Annotated in this window: 19 protein-coding genes and 2 pseudogenes; 16 read left to right on the forward strand and 5 right to left on the reverse strand. The window is 70.1% G+C overall.

The genetic code is table 11. The features are described from left to right. From ACTIF6_RS24960 to ACTIF6_RS24975, 4 genes and pseudogenes are all read left to right on the forward strand, one after another. Window positions 1-125 (forward strand): annotated as a pseudogene (locus ACTIF6_RS24960) (IS5/IS1182 family transposase); the annotation flags it as partial. Between the two features lie 373 nt (window positions 126-498). After that, on the forward strand, window positions 499-3,237 hold the full coding sequence (locus ACTIF6_RS24965; RefSeq protein WP_439590447.1) for a cation-transporting P-type ATPase: 2,739 nt from the start codon (window positions 499-501) through the stop codon (window positions 3,235-3,237). A gap of 344 nt (window positions 3,238-3,581) precedes the next feature. Further along, window positions 3,582-3,773 (forward strand): hypothetical protein, encoded by a 192-nt coding sequence (locus ACTIF6_RS24970; protein WP_439590448.1) that lies wholly within the window; start codon window positions 3,582-3,584, stop codon window positions 3,771-3,773. A 178-nt stretch (window positions 3,774-3,951) separates the two neighbouring features. Then, complete coding sequence (locus ACTIF6_RS24975) at window positions 3,952-4,809, forward strand: mechanosensitive ion channel family protein (RefSeq protein WP_322275978.1); 858 nt, start codon at window positions 3,952-3,954, stop codon at window positions 4,807-4,809. 47 nt (window positions 4,810-4,856) lie between these two features. Here the strand turns inward: ACTIF6_RS24975 and ACTIF6_RS24980 are convergent, their stop codons facing one another. Beyond that, entirely contained in the window at window positions 4,857-5,138 is a 282-nt protein-coding gene (locus ACTIF6_RS24980; protein WP_439590449.1) for a nitroreductase family protein, read from the reverse strand. Between the two features lie 303 nt (window positions 5,139-5,441). On the opposite strand from ACTIF6_RS24980, the gene ACTIF6_RS24985 reads away from it, so the two are divergent. Genes ACTIF6_RS24985 through ACTIF6_RS25025 form a run of 9 tightly spaced genes read left to right on the forward strand, consistent with a single transcriptional unit; the run spans window position 5,442 to window position 12,766 of the window. Further along, the gene (locus ACTIF6_RS24985) at window positions 5,442-5,996 is read left to right on the forward strand and encodes a Na+/H+ antiporter subunit E (protein ID WP_439590450.1); all 555 of its coding nucleotides are present in this window, start codon (window positions 5,442-5,444) and stop codon (window positions 5,994-5,996) included. Between the two features lie 4 nt (window positions 5,997-6,000). Beyond that, a complete protein-coding gene (locus ACTIF6_RS24990) occupies window positions 6,001-6,333 on the forward strand; it encodes a monovalent cation/H+ antiporter complex subunit F (protein WP_204735627.1) in 333 nt (110 codons plus the stop codon). Continuing rightward, window positions 6,330-6,704 (forward strand): cation:proton antiporter, encoded by a 375-nt coding sequence (locus ACTIF6_RS24995; RefSeq protein WP_204735626.1) that lies wholly within the window; start codon window positions 6,330-6,332, stop codon window positions 6,702-6,704. Before ACTIF6_RS24990 ends, ACTIF6_RS24995 begins: the two co-directional genes overlap by 4 nt. Beyond that, on the forward strand, window positions 6,694-7,668 hold the full coding sequence (locus tag ACTIF6_RS25000; protein ID WP_439590451.1) for a hydrogenase subunit MbhD domain-containing protein: 975 nt from the start codon (window positions 6,694-6,696) through the stop codon (window positions 7,666-7,668). The genes ACTIF6_RS24995 and ACTIF6_RS25000 overlap by 11 nt, the downstream gene beginning before the upstream one ends. Beyond that, window positions 7,665-7,988, forward strand: coding sequence for an NADH-quinone oxidoreductase subunit K (locus ACTIF6_RS25005; protein ID WP_204735624.1), 324 nt, complete (start codon window positions 7,665-7,667; stop codon window positions 7,986-7,988). The genes ACTIF6_RS25000 and ACTIF6_RS25005 overlap by 4 nt, the downstream gene beginning before the upstream one ends. 17 nt (window positions 7,989-8,005) lie before the next feature. After that, the gene (locus ACTIF6_RS25010; RefSeq protein WP_439590452.1) at window positions 8,006-9,511 is read left to right on the forward strand and encodes a complex I subunit 5 family protein; all 1,506 of its coding nucleotides are present in this window, start codon (window positions 8,006-8,008) and stop codon (window positions 9,509-9,511) included. Then, window positions 9,508-11,004, forward strand: coding sequence for a proton-conducting transporter transmembrane domain-containing protein (locus ACTIF6_RS25015; protein WP_439590453.1), 1,497 nt, complete (start codon window positions 9,508-9,510; stop codon window positions 11,002-11,004). Before ACTIF6_RS25010 ends, ACTIF6_RS25015 begins: the two co-directional genes overlap by 4 nt. A 4-nt stretch (window positions 11,005-11,008) precedes the next feature. Next, window positions 11,009-12,379: a proton-conducting transporter transmembrane domain-containing protein gene (locus ACTIF6_RS25020; protein ID WP_439590454.1), complete on the forward strand. Its 1,371-nt coding sequence runs from the start codon at window positions 11,009-11,011 to the stop codon at window positions 12,377-12,379. Between the two features lie 3 nt (window positions 12,380-12,382). Next, window positions 12,383-12,766, forward strand: coding sequence for a hypothetical protein (locus ACTIF6_RS25025; RefSeq protein ID WP_439590455.1), 384 nt, complete (start codon window positions 12,383-12,385; stop codon window positions 12,764-12,766). Between the two features lie 57 nt (window positions 12,767-12,823). Here ACTIF6_RS25025 and ACTIF6_RS25030 read toward each other — a convergent pair whose 3' ends face one another. Genes ACTIF6_RS25030 through ACTIF6_RS25040 form a run of 3 tightly spaced genes read right to left on the reverse strand, consistent with a single transcriptional unit; the run spans window position 12,824 to window position 15,026 of the window. Next, window positions 12,824-13,288, reverse strand: a complete 465-nt coding sequence (locus tag ACTIF6_RS25030; RefSeq protein WP_439590456.1) for a hypothetical protein — start codon at window positions 13,286-13,288, stop codon at window positions 12,824-12,826. Window positions 13,289-13,326: 38 nt separating this feature from the next. Then, on the reverse strand, window positions 13,327-13,953 hold the full coding sequence (locus tag ACTIF6_RS25035) for a hypothetical protein (protein ID WP_439590457.1): 627 nt from the start codon (window positions 13,951-13,953) through the stop codon (window positions 13,327-13,329). Continuing rightward, complete coding sequence (locus ACTIF6_RS25040) at window positions 13,950-15,026, reverse strand: NAD(P)-dependent alcohol dehydrogenase (protein WP_439590458.1); 1,077 nt, start codon at window positions 15,024-15,026, stop codon at window positions 13,950-13,952. Before ACTIF6_RS25040 ends, ACTIF6_RS25035 begins: the two co-directional genes overlap by 4 nt. A gap of 214 nt (window positions 15,027-15,240) precedes the next feature. On the opposite strand from ACTIF6_RS25040, the gene ACTIF6_RS25045 reads away from it, so the two are divergent. From ACTIF6_RS25045 to ACTIF6_RS25055, 3 genes are all read left to right on the forward strand, one after another. Next, window positions 15,241-16,095, forward strand: a complete 855-nt coding sequence (locus tag ACTIF6_RS25045; RefSeq protein WP_439590459.1) for a DUF2459 domain-containing protein — start codon at window positions 15,241-15,243, stop codon at window positions 16,093-16,095. A 113-nt stretch (window positions 16,096-16,208) separates the two neighbouring features. After that, window positions 16,209-17,288 (forward strand): calcium/sodium antiporter, encoded by a 1,080-nt coding sequence (locus ACTIF6_RS25050; RefSeq protein WP_439590460.1) that lies wholly within the window; start codon window positions 16,209-16,211, stop codon window positions 17,286-17,288. 39 nt (window positions 17,289-17,327) lie between these two features. Continuing rightward, window positions 17,328-17,729: a diacylglycerol kinase gene (locus ACTIF6_RS25055; protein WP_439590461.1), complete on the forward strand. Its 402-nt coding sequence runs from the start codon at window positions 17,328-17,330 to the stop codon at window positions 17,727-17,729. 242 nt (window positions 17,730-17,971) lie between these two features. On the opposite strand, the pseudogene ACTIF6_RS25060 reads toward ACTIF6_RS25055, so the two are convergent. Continuing rightward, a pseudogene (locus ACTIF6_RS25060) lies at window positions 17,972-18,385 on the reverse strand (hypothetical protein); the annotation flags it as partial. Between the last annotated feature and the right edge of the window lie 139 nt (window positions 18,386-18,524).

Here is an 18,524-nt window from a genome sequence, read left to right on the forward strand (position 1 = left end):
TGGTCAAGCGGCTCTGGGGCTTTGCCAAGGTGCGCTACCGAGGCCTTGCCAAGAACGCCACGCGTTCGTTCGTGGTGCTGGGTCTGGCCAATATCTACCTGGCGCGAAAGCGCCTCGCGGCATGAGTACGCCCGCTGCGCACTCCAAGTGCGAAAGCACGGCCAGTAGGGCCGGCGAACGCGGTCAAATCGCGCTGCTTCCCAACGTCAGCGACCTCTTGCGCAGAAGCCCACTCAATTCGGCTACTTGTTCAGCGTAGCCTTAGGTCAGTACCAAGATGGAGCGGCTCCACCGCAGGAGTGCGCCAGCATCTCCCGCAAAGGCAGGCCTGCGGGCAACCGCAGCCCATTGGTCCACAACCACCTGCCCAGTTGGAACAGGCCGATGTGCGCGCCGAACGTGTGGGCGATCAGCATGAATTGCCGGCTATCAAGGTGCGCATGGGCGGGTACAGTCCAATGTAGCGATGACGCTGCCGATGAATTCCGGATTGCCCACATGACCCCGCCTGCCCCGAAACCCGACGCTGCTTGGCATGCCCTGGACGCCATGCAGGTGCTGGAGCGCCTGCAAACCGATGCGACGGCCGGGCTGGCGGCAGCCGCCGTGGCGCGCCGCCGGGCCGAGCACGGGCCCAACCGCCTGGCCGAGGTGAAACCGACCCACCCCATGTGGCGCCTGGCACTGCAGTTCCACAACCTGCTGATCTACCTGCTGCTGGGCGCAGCCAGCATTACCGCCTTGCTGGGGCATTGGGTCGACACCGGGGTCATAGTCGCAGTGGTGGTGCTCAACGCCGTGATCGGCTTCGTGCAGGAAGGCAAGGCCGAACGCGCGCTGCAAGCCATCCGCCGCATGCTCTCGCCGCGCGCACTGGTGCTGCGCGACGGCGCGCAGCACGACATCGACGCCACCGACCTGGTGCCCGGGGACATCGTTCTGCTCGCCTCGGGCGACCGCGTGCCGGCCGACCTGCGGCTGCTGCAGGCGCGCAACCTGCGCATCGACGAGGCAGCGCTGACGGGCGAGTCGGTGCCCGTGGACAAGGACATCGCTGCGGTGGACGAGGCGGCGCCCATCGGCGATCGCCTGGGCATGGCCTACGCCGCGACCATGGTCACCCAGGGCCAGGCCCGCGCCGTGGTGGTGGCCACCGGTGCGCGCACCGAGATCGGCCGTATCGGGCGCCTGCTGGAGGAGGTGCAGGCCGTCACCACCCCGCTGCTGCGCAAGATGAGCGATTTCGGCCGCGTGCTGAGCTTGGTGATCATGGCGACGGCGGCGCTGTTGTTCGGCTTTGGCACGCTGGTGCGCGACTACGCCGCCATCGACATGTTCATGGCTGCGGTGGGTCTGGCGGTGGCCGCCATACCCGAGGGACTGCCCGCAATCATGACGATCACGCTGGCCATCGGCGTGCAGCGAATGGCCAGGCGCCATGCGGTGATCCGCCGCCTGCCGGCCGTCGAGACGCTGGGCTCGGTGACCGTGATCTGCTCGGACAAGACCGGCACCCTCACCCGCAATGAGATGACGGTGCAGCAGGTAGTGCTGGCCGAGGGCTGCTTCACCGTGCAGGGCGCAGGCTATGCCCCGCACGGCGGGCTGGAGACGGCCGACGGCCCGTGCGTCGACTGGCCGCCTGCGGTGCGCGACCTGGCGCAGGCCGGCGCGCTGTGCAACGACGCAAGCTTGCGCGAGCAGGCCGGCGCCGCTGGCGGTGCCGGGCAGTGGAGCGTGACCGGCGACCCCACCGAAGGCGCGCTGCTGACGCTGGCGCGCAAGGCCGGCTTCGACCTCGCCGCGCTGGCGGCGCAGCAGCCGCGGCTGGACGTGATCCCGTTCGAGTCGGAGCACCGCTACATGGCCACGCTGCATGCCCCAGGTACAACCCCGGGTACAGGCAACGTGGTGTTCGTCAAGGGGGCCCCCGAACGGGTGTTCACCATGTGCGCGGCGCAGTTCGATGACCAGGGCCGCGAACAAGCCTTCGACGCCGCCGCCTGGCACACCCGGGTCGATGAGCAAGCCGCTGCGGGCCGGCGCGTGCTGGCGCTGGCGCGGCGCGTTCTGCCGTCGGGCCACGCACGCCTGGTGCTTGGCGACGTGCAACAGGGGCTGACCCTGCTCGGCCTGGTGGGCATCATCGATCCGCCGCGCGACGAGGCGATCCGCGCCGTGGCGCAGTGCCGCGCCGCCGGCATCGAGGTGAAGATGATCACCGGCGACCACGCCGTGACGGCCAGCGCGATCGCGCGCCAGATCGGCCTGGGCGGCGGCGACGTGAAAGCCGCCACCGGCGCCGAGGTCGAGGCATGCGACGACCTGGCGCTGCGCCGCTTGGCGATCGAGACGACCGTCTTCGCCCGTGCCAGCCCCGAGCACAAGCTGCGCCTGGTGCGTGCCCTGCAGGCCGAGGGCCAGGTGGTGGCCATGACTGGCGACGGCGTCAACGACGCTCCGGCGCTGAAGCAAGCCGATGTCGGCGTGGCGATGGGCATGAAGGGCACCGAGGCCGCCAAGCAGGCAGGCTCCATCGTGCTGGCCGACGACAACTTCGCCTCCATCGCGCATGCGGTCGAAGAAGGCCGCACCGTCTACACCAACCTGCGCAAGACGGTGACCTTCCTGCTGCCCGTCAACGGCGGCGAGTCGCTGACACTGCTGCTGGCCGTGCTGCTGGGCATCGCCCTGCCAATCCTGCCAGCGCAGATCCTGTGGGTGAACATGGTCAGCTCGATCGGCCTGGCCATGGTGCTGGCCTTCGAACCGACCGAGGCCGACGTGATGACGCGGCCGCCGCGCCGGCCCGACGAGCCCATGCTGTCGGGCTTCGTGATCTGGCGCATCGTGTTCGTCTCGACGCTGTTCATGCTGGGCATCTTCGGCATGTTCGAGCTGGCGCTGGCGCGCGGCGCGGCCATCGAGGAAGCCCGCACCGTGGCCGTCAACACCCTGGTGGCGATGGAGGTGTTTTACCTGTTCAGCGTGCGCTACCTGAAGTCGCCGTCGTTCACCTGGACCGGCGTGCAGGGCACGCCACGAGTGCTGGCCGCCGTATTCGGCGTCTTCCTGCTACAACTCGTGTTCACCTACGCACCGTTCATGCAGACCCTGTTCAACACCAGCGCGCTGTCGCTCCAGGTGGGCGCGCAGATCATCGCCGTCGGTGCCCTGGTGCTCCTGGTGCTCGAGGTGGAGAAACTGGTCGTGCGCCGCCTCGGCCTGGACGAGTGAAGTTGAAGTCGCCGACGAGCGCATGTGCCTGGACATGGCCATGTATACCTACCGCGCACGCAAGTACCTCGGGGCCTACCTCGCAGTTGTCGGGCATCGGGCCCCTCGTCGACAGCCTGCTTCAGGCGGCGCCCGCGCTGGCCAACGGTTTGACGGCGGGACCTGGGTGGTCTGGGGCATCGGGCGCGTCTTGCTCGTGGCGCTGGGTGCCTCGCCCACCTTCTCATCGCGGTGTGGCACCGTCGCGGCGGCGGCTCGGGCTCGCAGCCTGACCAGGTGCAATCGGCCGGCTGAGTGGCACTTCCCGCATTGCGCAGCGCCCATCCCGATCGCGGGCCTCGTCCATGGACACAAGCACCCTCCTCTTCGCCATGGCCGCGACTCTCGCCGGGGTGGCTTTGCACGCCCGGCACCTGAGCATCGAGAAGCGCGAAGGCGTGCTTCTCAGAGTCTTCACCGGTCTGTGCGGCGCACGCGCTGCGGTCACGGCGATTCTCAAACGTAGCACGCTGATCAACTTGCTCGTTGCCGACTGACGTCCCCAGGACTCGTGCAGCCCGAAGCTGGCACAATGTTTGCGCGACTCTGATCGTGAAGTCCGCTTGACTTGCGGCAGACTCGTCCCGTGCATGGTTCGGGGCTGAAGCACATGGATCGACAGGGCGCTGATTACGCCCCCTGGCCCGCCTCCTCGATAACTGCCGACGCTACACGATGTCCAGCCCGACCCTCGAAAAACTGTTCGCTGCAATTCCCGGTCAATGGGAAAAGGTCATTGCCACCGCCATCCTGATCGGCCTCGGGCTGGCGCTGTCTCACCTCTGGGCCCGCTATCTAGCGCGCGGCGAAATCTCCGCCGAGAAGCGGCGCATGCACCTGGTGTGGGCACGCAACGTCATCTGGTTCCTGGTGCTGCTGATCATCGTCTCGGTCTGGGCGTCGACGATCGCCGGCTTCGCTTTGTCGGTGGCGGCCGTCGCCGGTGCGCTGCTGATCGTCAGCAAGGACCTGGTGATGTGCGTGCTGGGCTACTTGTACGTCACCCTGGTTCAACCCTTCAAGGTCGGCGATCTCATCGAGTTCAACCAGCTGCACGGACGGGTCGTCGACATCGACATGTTTGCCACCACCCTGGTCGAGCTGGACCACGCCGGGCAGGTCACGGGCAAGACGGCCGAGTTTCCGAACGGGCTGCTGCTGACCATTCCCCTCAAGAACAACTCACCCACCGGCGAGTACGCCCTGCACCTCATCCGCATGCCCATTCCCAGAGGCAGCGGGTCCGACCTGGACCGGATCGAAGAGGCTGCCCTGGCGGCAGCCGATCAGGCCACCAGCGCCTGGCGCGACGAAGCCTTGGCCCACTTCCGCAAGATCTCTGCCGAGAGTTTCATCGCCTACCCTTCGGGCCGGAACAGGGTCTCCTGGGACTTCTCCGATCCGAGGCAGTTGGTTCTCGTCGTGCGCGTCACCTGCCCAGGCGCGGAACGTGCCAAGGTCGAACAAGCGGTCTTCAAGGACATCTGGCGCGTGCTCAGGCCAGCGCCGGGCCGCTCCCAAGCGTCGGCCTGAGCCTCCCCACGGGGGAGTGCCCGCGCAGCGGGGAGGGGTGGTCGATTTCACACCGACCAGTCCAGGGTAACGAAGTGCACCGGCCATTCTGGCGTAGGGTCGATGCCGACCAGCGCGGCCGCCTCGTCGTCGTAGAAGGTGCCCACTGCACACACGCCCAGCCCGAGCGCGCCAGCCTTCAGGTACAGGCGCTCGCCGATCATCCCGACCTCCAGGAACGTGTGGCAGTAGCCGCGCGCGGCACCGGCGGGGTCTTGGGTGAAGCCAGCGCGTGCGATGGTCAGCACGAACACCGTCGCGCAGCGCGCTGCGGCGGACGCGGGCGTCACGCGGTAGGGGCTCGTCCGACCAACCTGGCAATGCAGCGCGCGCGATCTCCATTGCGTCCGACAAGGGTTCCATGCTGGAGGCATTCTGCGGCCAGGCTCGCTTGGCCCCAGTCGGTCGCTCCCGACCCTTGCGGCGCGGAGTCGACATGGTGCCGTGCTATTCTTAGTTGAACTTGCGGAACCGAAGGTACTTCGCCGTTGGTGTCAACGTGTCGGCCCGTCGTACCTGTGACGCGGGGAGCGGGCTGATTGATCCCGCCCGGGCGCGAACCCGAACCCAGCCACGGGACGCAAGAACAACACATGCACGCATCCTCTAACCTCAGCGCCGATCCGGCGACGGCCGCATCGGCGCGGCCTAGCCAATGGATCGGGCGCCTCGCTGCTCTGGCGCTGCTCTGGTGGGTCGTGGCGGGCGGCACGGCGTCGTCCTGGATCGTCGGTGTTCCGACGATCGTGGCAGCGGCATTGCTTACGCCCCTGGCCCCGCGAGGGCCATGGGGCCTGAGCCTGTCGGGTGCGCTGCGCTTCGCGGCCTTCTTCCTGCGCGAGTCACTGCGCGGTGGTGTGGACGTGGCGCGGCGCGTCAGCGCGTCGCACCCGCGCGTCGCACCGGGCCTGGTGCAGTACCTAGGGCGGCTGCCCGAGGACGGACCGGCACGCTCGCTATTCGCGCTCTGCGTGAGCCTGCTGCCGGGCACGCTGGTGGCAAACGTCGGTGGGCGGGATCTGCTGATTCACGCCCTCGACACCGGCGCGCCGGTGGCCGCCGAACTGGCAGCGCTCGAAGATGCCGTCGCCGGCCTGTTCTCGCTCGCACTGCCCGCTGTGGCGCCCGGAGCGCCCGGTCAGGGCTGAGCGGATGGCCGCCGCACTGTGGATCTTGGCCGCGCTGGTGCTGGCGACGATCGCGCTCGGCCTCCTGCGCGTGGAACGTGGCCCGTCCAACGGCGACCGCATGCTGGCCGCGCAGTTGCTGGGCACCGGCGTCGTGGCCGTGCTGCTGCTGCTGGCGCGCGCGACGGACGCCCCCGCCCTGCTCGACGTGGCCCTGGTGTTGGCGCTGCTGGCCAGCGTGGCCAGTGCGGTGTTCGTGCGGCGCATTGGCGTGTCGCCACCCGAGGCGATACCGGCGTCGCCACCAGACACCGGCCCGACCCCGGTCAACGGGCCGGTACAGGGGCCGCAAGCATGACCGGCATCCCCTGGCGTGAAGGACTGTCGCTGACGCTGATCGGCGCCGGCGCACTGTTTTTCATGGCCGGCAGCGTTGGCGTGCTGCGGCTGCCCGACCTGCTGTCGCGGCTGCATGCGCTGACCAAAGCCGATAACCTCGGCCTGGGTCTCGTCGTGGCCGGCCTGATGCTGCAGGCGGCCAACGTGCAGGAAGTGCTCAAGCTGCTGCTGGTCTGGCTGCTGGTGTTGTTCGCCAGTTCGGTGGCCTGCTACCTGGTCGCACGCTCGGCCACAGCCTCGGTGGTGCGCGCGGACGACGGCTCGCCAATGCAGCCGACACGGCCGGCGCCCCCAGGCGAGCCGGCCGCAGGAGGCGACGATGGCCGCTGAGGTGCAGGTCTTCGACGCCGTGCTCGTGCTACTGCTGCTCTGGTTGGGCTGGCGTGCGCTGGCCAGCGCCGACCTGTTCAAGGCCGTCGTGCAGTTCATTGTCTTCGGGCTGCTGCTGTCGCTGGCCTGGGTGCGGCTGGGCGCGCCCGATGTCGCGCTGGCCGAGGCCGCGATCGGCGCCGGCTTGGCGGGCGCGCTGCTGCTCGACACGCTGGCGCGCCTGGGCCGCTCGGGCGCCGCTGACGAGCCGCGGCCGCTCGGCCTGACGCCGGCGCGCACCGGCATCGCGCTGGCGGCACTCGGCTTGGCCGCGCTCCTGGTCGCCTCGGCGCTGGCCCTGCCCGAGCGCTGGCCGGGCCTGGCCGAGCCGGCGCTGCAGCAGTTGCAGGCCAGCGGCGTCAGCAATCCGGTGACGGCCACCCTGCTCAACTACCGCGGCTACGACACGCTGCTCGAGATCGGCGTGTTGATGCTGGCGGTGCTGGGCGTATGGATCCTCGATGCCGAGCCGGCGCTGCCCCGCCCTGTGGCGGACCCGATGCTCGGGCTGCTGCTGCGCGTGCTGCTGCCGCTGGCGGTGATCGTGGCCGGCTACCTGTTGTGGGTCGGTGCGCACGCACCGGGTGGCGCCTTCCAGGGCGCGGCGCTGCTGGCCGCCGGCGGCGTGCTGTGGCACCTGGCGCGGCCGCTCTCGCTCGGTCCGAGCCTCGTGGTGCGGGCGATCGTCGTGCTCGGCTTCGCGGTTTTTCTGGCGGCCGGCGTGACAACGGCCCTGCTCGGCGGCGGCTTCCTGACCTTCCCGCCCGCGCACGCCGGCGCCATCATCCTGGCGATCGAGGCGGCCGCCATGCTGTCGATTGCGCTGATCATGGTGGCGCTGTTCGTCGGCCGCGAACGCACGGTGAGTGACTCGCTGGCCGCGAGCCCCACGACAGGCGCTCAGGACACGGGGGCGGTACCGTGAGCCTGGCGCTGCTGTACGGCCTGGCCGGCATCGCGCTGGTGGCCATGGGGCTGTATGCGGCGCTGGCGGCGCGGCATGTGCTGCGCCGCCTGCTAGGCCTGAACGTGCTGGGCTCGGGCGTGTTCATGATGCTGGTCGCGCTGGCCTCGCGCACGACCGACAGCGCCGCCCGCCCCGACCCGGTGCCTCACGCGATGGTGCTGACCGGCATCGTCGTCGCCGTCAGCGCCACCGCGCTGGCGCTGGCGCTGCTGCGGCGCATGCATGTGCACGAGGGCAGCCCGCGCCTGCCCGAAGACCGCGACGACGCTTCGCCATGACCGGCAGCGCAGCGCTCGTGACAGTGCTCGTGGTGCCGTTGGCCGGTGCGGTGGCGGCGCTGCTGGCCGGCCGGCGTGGCGCCGCGGCCGCCAGCCTGCTGACGAGCGCGCTCGGTGTCGCGGCAGCGTTCGCACTGGCGGCGGAGGTGATGACGGGTGGCATGCAGCGGGTCGCGGTCGGCGGCTGGGCAGTGCCGCTGGGGATCGAGTTGCGTGCCGACGGTCTGGCCGCAGCGATGCTGCTGATAACCGCGGTGATCGGCGCGGGCATCTCGGTCTACGCGTGGCGCTACTTCGGTGCCGCTGGCCACCACGCCCACCACGACCCAAACGCCCTCGCCGCCGGCCCGCCCGGGCCGGCCGGCGAAGTCGCGCCGCCAGCGCCGGCCTCGACCCAGTGGCTGTTCTGGCCGGTGTGGCTGCTGGCCTGGGGCGCGCTCAACGCGCTGTACCTGTCGGGCGACCTGTTCAACCTCTACGTCACGCTGGAACTGCTCGGGCTGGCCGCGGTGGCACTGGTGGCGCTGGCCGGCGCGGGTGCGGCCGCCGCCGCACTGCGCTACCTGCTGTTCGCGCTGCTGGGCTCCATGCTCTACATTCTCGGCGTCGAGCTGTTGTACGCGGCGCACCAGACGATGGACCTGCTGCAGCTGCGCCAGAGCCTGCAGCCCGGCCTGTCGGTGTGGCTGGCCGCGGCGCTGATGACCGCCGGGTTACTCGTCAAGACCGCGATCTTCCCGCTTCACTTCTGGCTGCCGCCGGCGCACGGCTCGGCGCCGGCGCCGGTGTCGGCAGCGTTGTCGGCCCTGGTCGTCAAGGCCGGCTTCTACCTGCTCGCGCGGCTGTGGCTGGACCTGTTCGGTCCCCTGCCGGGCGCTGGCGTGGTGCCCGCGTTGCTGGGTGCGCTGGGCGCGCTCGCCGTGCTTTGGGGCGGCGTGCAGGCGCTGCGCCAGGCGCGCCTCAAGGCCATGATCGCCTACTCCACCGTGGCTCAACTGGGCTACTTGATGATCGCGCTGCCGTTGGCGGTGGCGGGGGGCTCGGCAGGTGGGGCGATGCATGCCGCCGTGCTGCTCGCGGCCAGCCATGCGGCGGCCAAGGCCTCAATGTTCATGTGCGCCGGCTCGCTGCTGGCCGCCTACGGGCATGACCGCATCGACGCGATGGCAGGCTTCGGCTCGCGGCTGCCGATCACCGCCACCGCCTTCGCACTGGCCGCGCTCAGCTTGGTCGGTCTGCCGCCCACGGGCGGCTTCGTCGGCAAGTTCGCGCTGGTCGAAGCCGCGGTGCGCGCCGGCGCCTGGTGGGCCGTGGCGGTGGTGCTGGCCGGCAGCCTGCTGTCGGCCGCGTTCCTGTTCCACGCCCTGTCTCGGGCCTTCGCCGATGCCCCCGCCGACAAGGCCTCGGCAGAGGTGCCGGCGGCCCCGCAACTGGCGGCCCTGGCCCTGGCTCTGGTGGCCGTGGCCCTGGTTGCCGCAGGCGAACCACTGCGCCGCCTGCTCGCGGTCGGGGCCCTGCCGTGAGCGCGCAGGCCTGGGTGCCGCTGGCGGTGGTGGCGAGTTCGCTGCTGCCCGGGCTGGTCATCTTCCTGCTGCCCGAAGACCGGCGCGGGCTGCGCGCCACGCTGAACCTGGCAGGCGCCTTCGCCAAGCTGGGCCTGGTCGGCATGATGCTCTGGAACATCGGCCGCTTCCACGAGTACGAAGCGCGCATGACGGTGTTGCCCGGGCTGGACCTGGTGCTGCGCGCCGACGAACTGAGCCTGCTGTTCATGACCCTATCGGCCCTGCTGTGGCTGCTGACCACGGTCTATGCGATCGGCTACCTCGAAGATTCGCCGCACCGCAGCCGCTTCTTCGGCTTCTTCAGCCTGTGCGTCTCGGCCACCGCGGGCATCGCGTTAGCAGGCAACCTGTTCACGCTGTTCGTGTTCTACGAGATCCTCACGCTGGTGACCTATCCGCTGGTCATCCACCGCGGCACGCCGGCTGCGCTGGCGGCCGGGCGCACCTACCTCTTCTACACCGTGCCGGCCGGCGCGCTGCTGCTGCTGGCGGTAGCCGCCAGCCAGGTGCTGACCGGGCCGCAGGACTTCGTCGGCGGGGGTTACCTGAAACCTTTCGGCGCCGACCATGCCACGGCCCTGGTGCTGCTCTTTGCCGCCCTGGTGACCGGCTTCGGCGTCAAGGCCGCGCTGGTGCCGCTGCACGGCTGGTTGCCGCAGGCAATGGTCGCGCCGGCGCCGGTGTCGGCCCTGCTGCACGCGGTGGCGGTGGTCAAGGCGGGGGCCTTCGCCATCGTGCGCGTGGTCTACGAGATGTTCGGCATCGAATTCGCCGCGACACTCGGTGTGCTGACGCCGCTGGCCATGGTGGCCGCAGTGACGATCGTCTACGGATCGCTGCGCGCGCTGATGCAGGACGAGTTGAAGAAACGCCTGGCCTACTCCACCGTGAGCCAAGTCTCCTACATCGTGCTCGGCACGGCGCTGCTCGGGCCGGTGGCGACGACAGGCGCGCTGGTGCACTTGGTGCACCAGGGGCTGATGAAGATCACCCTGTTCTTCAGCGCAGGCAACTATGCCGAGACGCTCGGCGTGCACCACGTCAGCGAGATGGACGGCATCGGCCGGCGCATGCCGCTGACCACCGCCGCCTTCACAGTCGGCGCGCTCGGCATGATCGGTGTGCCGCCGGTGGCCGGCTTCGTCAGCAAGCTCTACCTTGGCGCCGGCGCGGCGCAGGCGGGCCAATGGTGGGTGATCGCGGTGCTCGCCGTCTCGAGCCTGCTCAATGCGATGTACTTCCTGCCGGTGTTGCACCGCGCCTGGTTCCGCCCCCAGAACGGCCCCTGGCCGCACGAGGACGGTCGCGGCCGCGACGCCAAGCCGATGCTGCTGGTGCCGGTGCTGCTGACGGCGCTGTTCTCGGTGGGCGTGGGCGTGCTGGCGGCGACGCCGTGGAGCCCGCTCGACTGGGCGTATCTGATCATTCGCCGGGAGTACGGCGGTGGCTGACGCGATGGCGTCTGACGCCTTCATCGCTGCGGCCGGCGGTGCGCTGACCTGGCTGGCCCCGGCGCTCGTGCCGCTGGCCGCCATGCTGCTCCTGCTGCCGGCGCTGCGCCGGCTGAACCGCCTGCGCCTGCTGCTGCCGCTGGCGGCGCTGCCCGCCCTGGGCGTGGCGCTGTTCGCAGCGCCGGGTGCCGTCGACCTGCCGTGGCTGTTCCTCGGTGCGCGCTTCGGGCTGGACGGCACCGGGCGCATCTTCCTGCTCTTCACCGCGGCGCTGTGGCTGGCCGGCGGCGTCCATGCACTGGGTTATCTGCACGACGACCCAAGGCGCAACAGCTTCTGGCTGTTCTGGTGCGCGGCGATGGCAGGTAACCTCGGCCTCGTGCTGGCGCAGGACGCGGCGAGCTTCTATGTCTTCTTCGCCCTGATGAGCTTCGCTTCCTACGGGCTGGTGGTGCACTCGCGCACGCCCGAGGCCCTGCATGCGGGCCGCGTCTACCTGGCGCTGGTGGTGCTGGGCGAACTGGCGCTGTTCGCCGCCATCGCGCTGGCCTGGCAAGCTGCGGGCAGCCTGAACTTCGCAGACATCGGCCCAGCGCTAGCGGTGTCGCCGTGGCGCGATGCGGTGATCGGCCTCACGCTTGTGGGCTTCGGGATCAAGGTCGGTGCGCTGCCGCTGCACGTGTGGCTGCCGCTGGCGCACCCGGTGGCGCCGACGCCGGCCAGCGCCGTGCTGTCGGGCGCGATGATCAAGGCCGGCCTGCTGGGCTGGCTGCGCCTGCTGCCACTGGGCGTGCCGGGCAGCGCCGCGCTGGCGGCGCCGGCCTGGGGCGAGGCGCTGGTCGTGCTCGGCCTGGTGGCCGCGTTCGCCGCGGCGCTGGTGGGCGCGATGCAGCAACACGCCAAGGCGGCGCTGGCCTATTCGAGCATCAGCCAGATGGGCTTCGTCACGGTGGCCGTCGGTGTGGCGCTGGCCGTGCCTGCTGCGGCCCCGGCGGCAGTGGCCGCGGCCACGCTGTATGCGTTTCACCACGCTTTTGCGAAGGCGGCGCTGTTCCTGGGCGTCAGCCTGGTTGGCGCAGCGACGGCGCGCGCACGTGCGCTGTGGATGCTGGGCTTGGCGCTGCCGGCGCTGGCCCTGGCCGGCGCGCCGCTGACCAGCGGCTACGCGGCCAAGGCGGCGCTCAAGGCTGCGCTGCCCGAGACCTGGGCCTGGCTCGGCATGGCCTTGAGCCTGGCCGCTGCCGGCACGACCCTGGTGATGCTGCGCACGGTCTGGCTGTTGAAGCGCGACGCTGGAAACCACGCCGCGCACCCGCCGAACCTTGCCATGTGGGCCGGTTGGGCGCTGCTGGTGGCCGCCAGCGCGGCCGGATGATTGGTGATCGGAGAAACGCGCGAACTGCTGCCCGCCACGGCCGGCGGCTGGGCGGCCGCGAGCTGGCCAATCGTGCTGGGCGGCATCCTGGCGCTGCTGGTCTCGGCATGGCGCCGCAGAAGCCCAGGCGCCGATCCGTTCACGGTACCGCCGGGGGACCTGGTGGTGCCGCTGCTGGCGCTGGCCAGAGCCCTCGCCGGGTCGAAGCAGGACGGGCATGGGGCGGCGGCGGGGCACGCCGAGCACGGCGCCGAGCCCGTGGCGCACGCCACCGTGCCGTCATGGCCATGGCTGGCCCGCGCCGAATCTGCGCTGGCTGGCGGCAGCGGCCTCGCGCTGGCCCTTCTCGGCGCCGCCATGGTCGTGCTGTTGATCGCGTCGGCGTAGGGCACCGGCGCGGCGCAGCGGCACGAAGCCGGCCTTCCGACGCGCTCGCCGCTTCGGTCAGCGCGTGCCCGCCAGCGCCGGCTGCACGCGCCGGCGCCACACGCCGACGGCCACGCTGAGCGCGACGCCGGCCAACACCAACAGCACCGCGCCGCCCCCCCAAAAGACGAGCACCAGCGTCGGCAGCCAGGCCATCAGCGCAGGTGCGCTGGCCACCGCCCACTCGATCATCGGCGCTGACGCCGCGAGCATCGCCTTGACCGCTTCCAGCGACTGCGCGGGCAGCCAGGGTGCCAGCCAGGCCGGCAGTTCGAGGGCGCCGATCCAAACCTGCCAGCCAGCGGTACCTGCGCCACCCCCCGTGGCCCAGGCCGACCACCCGGACCAGCCTGCCAGGGCATGGGCCGCCCAGGCCAGCAGCGACCACAGCAGGAGCAGCAGCAACATGGACAGCCAGACGAGGACGTGCGGCCAGGGGCTGCGACGGGGGACTACGGCGCGATCGGGGGATTCGGTGGGCATGATGGCTTGCTTTCGAATTGTGGAGTCGATGGGAACGCTCAGTTGAGTATGCGCGCACCGACGGCGTCGCCGGCGCGCTGCAGCGGACCCAGCGGATTGACCTGCCGCTCGGTGCGGTCGATGCGCGCCTCGCCGCCGAAGTTGCGGAACACGACCAGATCGCCGCGCACCACGACCAGTCCGTCGAAACGCCAGCCGGCCACGGCCGTGGTGCGCTTGAAGTTGAAGAAGTCGAGCCAGAACGAGCCCTCGCGGCGCTGCGTCTGCCCGCCCAGGTGGAAGACATAGGCCCGGCATTGCGCCTGCGCGACCACGCAGGCGCGCACACCTTCGTCCAGCGCCTCCAGCGGCACGCCGGGATGCGGCGCGAGCCGCGTCACCACCTCCGGGTACGGTACCCGCGTGACGTTGCGTCCGCCCTCCGGGTCGAAGCCCAGCCCCGCGAGTTCGGCGACCGTGGTGCGAAACGGCAGCACCTGCTCGAGCGCGTGCTGCGCCGCCTCGAAACTGTCAAAGCCCGAGGGCTGTTCACTCGAGCCCCGAGGCAGCAACGACGCACAGCCGGCCAGCCCAACACACAACAGCGCCGCCGCCGCTGCAAGCACCAGACGAGCAAGGACAATCGGCAGCCGGTGCCCGGGCGTATTTCCAGCGCAGGCGGTCATGGCGTGATGGCCACCTTGAGCACACCGTCACGCTGGTGCCCGAACAAATCGTAGGCGCGCTCGATGTCGTCGAGCTTGAAGCGGTGCGTCACCATCGGGCCAAGGTCCACCCGGCCGGCCTGGATCACCGCCATCAGGCGGCGCATGCGTTCCTTGCCGCCGGGGCACAGCGTGGTCACGATCTGGTGGTCGCCCAGCCCGGCGGCAAACGCGCCCAGCGGAATCGTCAGGTCACCCGAATAGACGCCCAGACTGGACAGCGTGCCGCCCGGGCGCAACACGCGCAGGCAGGCCTCGAAGGTGGCCTGGATGCCCAGTGCCTCGATCGCGACATCGACACCGCGCCCGCCAGTCAGGCGCAGGATTTCTTCGACCGGATCGACGCGGCTGCTGTCGATGACGTGGTCGGCGCCCATGCGGCGCGCGATCTCCAGCCGCGAGGCCAGGCGGTCGACACCGATCACCATCGTCGCGCCGCTCAGCTTGGCGCCGGCGGTGGCGCACAGCCCGATCGGCCCCTGCGCGAATACCGCCACCGTGTCTCCGATGCGGATGCCGCCGCGTTCGGCGCCGCCGAAGCCGGTGGACATGATGTCGGGGCACATCAGCACCTGCTCGTCGCTGAGTTCGTCGGGCACGGGCGCGAGGTTGACCATGGCGTCAGGCACCAGCACGTATTCGGCCTGGCAGCCGTCGATGGTGTTGCCCAGGCGCCAGCCGCCCAGCGGCTTCCAGCCATGCGCGGTGCCGGCGCCGTCTTGCGAGCCGCTGCCGCACAGGCAGGCATTGCTCCAGCCGCTGGGGGTGATGGCGCCGGCGATCACGCGCTGGCCCTCGCGGTAGCCCTTGACCGCCGAGCCGAGTTTCTCGATCACTCCCACCGGCTCGTGGCCCACGGTCAGGCCGCGCGCCACCGGGTACTCCCCCTTGAGGATGTGCACGTCGGTGCCGCAGATCGTGGTCGTGGTCACGCGCATCAGCGCGTCCAGCGGCCCCACGTCGGGGATCGGCTTGTCGTCGAGCACGATGCGGCCGGGTTCGACGAACACCGCCGCTTTCATCTTCATTGCCATGGGAACCTCCTGCCCTGTTGCGAGGGCGTTAGCTTGTGGGGAGTTCCCATCCTAGACGGCCCATCGGATCGCAGATTGACACTCGTCAACAAGCGAGCTGAAGATGTCAGCGCCACTGCCGCGTCGACCCAGACTCGCCCATGTGATTTCGACTGACGCAGATGCGTACGCCTCCCGATACCGCCCAAGCGCCGGGTAGCGAATCGTGACGCGCATGCGTTCGGTGATCCCCGCGTTGGCAACCGCCGGCTTGTTTGGCGTTGCGCCCGGCGCCACAGCCATAGAAACGACAGCCGATACCGTCACCGTGCTCGTGGTCTCGCACGGCTGCCAGAGCGGCCTCGTGATACCGGCCACCGTGATCGACAACGCATGGCCGGCTCGGCGCGACTTCCCCGATGCCGAGCACTTCGAGGCCTGCTGGGACGGGCTTATCACTAGGCCAGTGATCCGTGGCTTTGTGCCGGCCTGCTCGCGTCGTTATGGCCCAGCCCCGGCGCGCCGCGCAGTGCAACGATGTGCAGCACGCCGGCGCAACAACTCACCAACGCCGATGTCGACCCTGCACATCAGCCGCGATGGCGCGCGGCGCATCACCGCTGCCTTAGCTGCCAGCCACGCGCGCGACGCCGAAGGGCTGCCGAAGCCCTCGCTGTACGGCCGGGGGCGCTTTTATGGCTCGGTTGAGCGCTTCCACCTCTTCGTGACCTGCAACGTATGGATCGCGGCACGGCTGCGCGATACCGGCGTCGCGGTGCGCCTGGCGCTGGCGCTCACCGCCGGCACGCCCGTCGGAAGTCGGCGGCGAGGACACCCACACCACGCAGGACGACACGGCGCAGCACCTGCTGCACAAGGTGGACCGGGTGGCCGCCGAACTGCGGCAGGCGTCACGTCGCGCGGCCGCACCGGGCCTGGACAACTCGTTCGAGCGAGAATGGGGGCTAGGTGGCCTCGCGGCCTTCGGGCTGATCGGGCTCTTTGTCGGGCCGGTGATCCTGGCCATCCTGCATGCGGGCGCGATAGGGCGGCCGACGGCGAGGCCCGGCCGACTCGTCTGCAGGACTGACGCACATGATCGGTTAAAGTCCTTTCAAACCATAGCGTCGCCGCTGTCCGCCCTGCCATAGCTTGGTATGGTCAGAAGCAACGAACGTGCGGTGAACAACGACAGGAGTGGAAATGCAGTTCTTGATGTTCGCGGGTGGCCTGCTCGCTCTGGTCGTCGGCGCCGGCCTTCTGGTGCGCGGCGCGTCGAAGCTGGCGTTGTCGTTCGGCATCTCGCCACTCGTCGTCGGGCTGACGGTCGTGGCCTTCGGCACCAGCGCCCCGGAGATGGCCGTGTCGGTGGGGGCCGTGCTGGATGGGCGGGTCGACATCGCGATCGGCAATGTCGTCGGCAGCAACATTTTCAACGTCCTGTTCATTCTCGGTGTCAGCGCGCTGATCGTGCCGCTGGTCGTGAACCTCCAGCTCATTCGCCAGGAGGTGCCGATCATGATCGGTGCCTCGCTGCTGCTGCTGCTGCTGTCGCTCGACGGGCGGATCGGACTGCTGGATGCGGCGCTGCTGCTGGCGCTGCTCATCGGCTACACCGTCTTCCTGGTGGTGCAGTCGCGGCGCCAGACCCGCGCCGCGCAGGATGAATACACCGAAGCGCTTGGGCCTGCAGTGACAGCCGCCTGGGACCGTTCGCCGCTCGTGCAGATCGGGCTCGTGGTCGCGGGCCTCGCCGCTCTGGTGCTGGGGTCGCAATGGCTGGTCGAGGCCGCGGTGACGTTCGCCAAGGCGCTGGGCGTCAGCGACCTCGTGATCGGGCTGACCATCGTGGCCGCCGGCACCTCGCTGCCGGAAGTAGCTGCCTCGATCACCGCTGCGATCAAGGGCGAGCGCGACATTGCGGTCGGCAACGTCATCGGCAGCAACCTCTTCAACATCCTGGGCTGCCTGGGCGTCGCGGGGCTGGCCGCGGGCGACGCCGGACTGATCGTGCCACCTTCGGTGCAGGCCTTCGACATCTGGGTCATGCTGGCCGTGGCGCTGGCCTGCGTGCCGGTGTTCCTGACCGGCCGGGAGATCGCGCGCTGGGAGGGCGCGGTCTTCGTGCTGTACTACGTCGGCTACGTGGGCTATCTAATCCTGGCCGCGCAGCAGCACGACGCGTTGCGCACCTACACGCTGGCAATGACCGGCTTCGTGCTGCCGCTGACGGTGATCACGCTGGTGGCGGTGCTGCTGCGCCGCAGGACACCGGCCCACTGAAGCCGGGGCGGACCGCGGCGCCCCGGCCTGGAGAGCCCCATGAGAAACAAGTTCCTCGGCACGGGCGAGCCCGGCTATCACCCGCTGCGCAAGGTTGCCGTGGTCCTCGCCGGCCTGCGCTACGCCGCCCTGCACGACTTCAGCGTGCTCTACAAGGTCGTGTTGTCGGTGCTGGTGTTGGGGCTGGCACTGTGGCTGCGCGCCTGGGTGGACGCCGCGGTCATCCTGTTGGCCACTGGCGTCGTGCTGGCGGCGGAACTCTTCAACACGGCGATCGAGGCGCTGTGCGACTTCGTCGAAACGCGCCACAACGACAGGATCGGCATCATCAAGGACGTCGCGGCTGCCGCCACCGGGGTCGCAATCCTGGCCTGGGCCATCGTGCTCGTGGTGGAACTGATGGAACTGTGGCCTCGCCTGGCGGCCCTGCGGGCCGGCTGAAGCGAGGCCGCCGGGCAGCTCCGCCGAAGTCGCGACATCAGCGCCGACGTCTCGCCCACGCCCGAGCGGCCAGCGCGATGGCGACGGCGGCGAGGAGTGGCCACAGGGTCTGAGTGCTGAACAGATCGGCTACGCGACCGGCAGCCAGTGCCGCGTCGATGGCTCGGCTGTACAGCCAGGCCTTGAGGGCAGCCAATCACCGTCGAGACCAGGAATGGCGCCAGCGGCAGCCGCAACGCGCCCGCGCCGTAGTTGAGCACCGAGTACGGAAACCCGGGCGCAAGGCGCAAGGCGCATTGAAGCAGGAAGCCTCCTTCGCGCTGCATCAGCCGGTCACCTCGGCTGGTCTGCAGCCGTGCCATCGCCGTCCAGGTGAGGCGGCTCGCGAACGCATACGCACCGAGCGCGCCGATACAGCCTCCAGCCTTCAGGATCGCCGCAGCCGCGATGGGCGCATTCAGCGGCGCGACCAGCCAGAGCACGGCCGAGCCGGGCAGCGCAAACGTGGACAGCACGACCTGCAGCAGCACCAGCGCCACGGCGAGCCACCAGTGCGCCGCCAGGCCACGCGCCCAGTCCAGCAGTGCACTGGCGTCGACGAGCTCGAACGCCTGCACGGCGATGCCGGTTACGGCCAGCGCCACGAGCAGCGCCACCGGCTACAGGGGGGGCGACGGGGCGAACCGGCATCTCTGGCGGGCTCATGACAGGGTCAGCCCGGATGAACGGCGCAAAGCGCCGCAGCGGCAGCCGGTGCCGCGCGGATCATCACGCCGGGGCGACATTCGAGGCCCC

This window comes from Hydrogenophaga sp., assembly GCF_051860785.1.
GTDB lineage: Bacteria > Pseudomonadota > Gammaproteobacteria > Burkholderiales > Burkholderiaceae_C > Hydrogenophaga.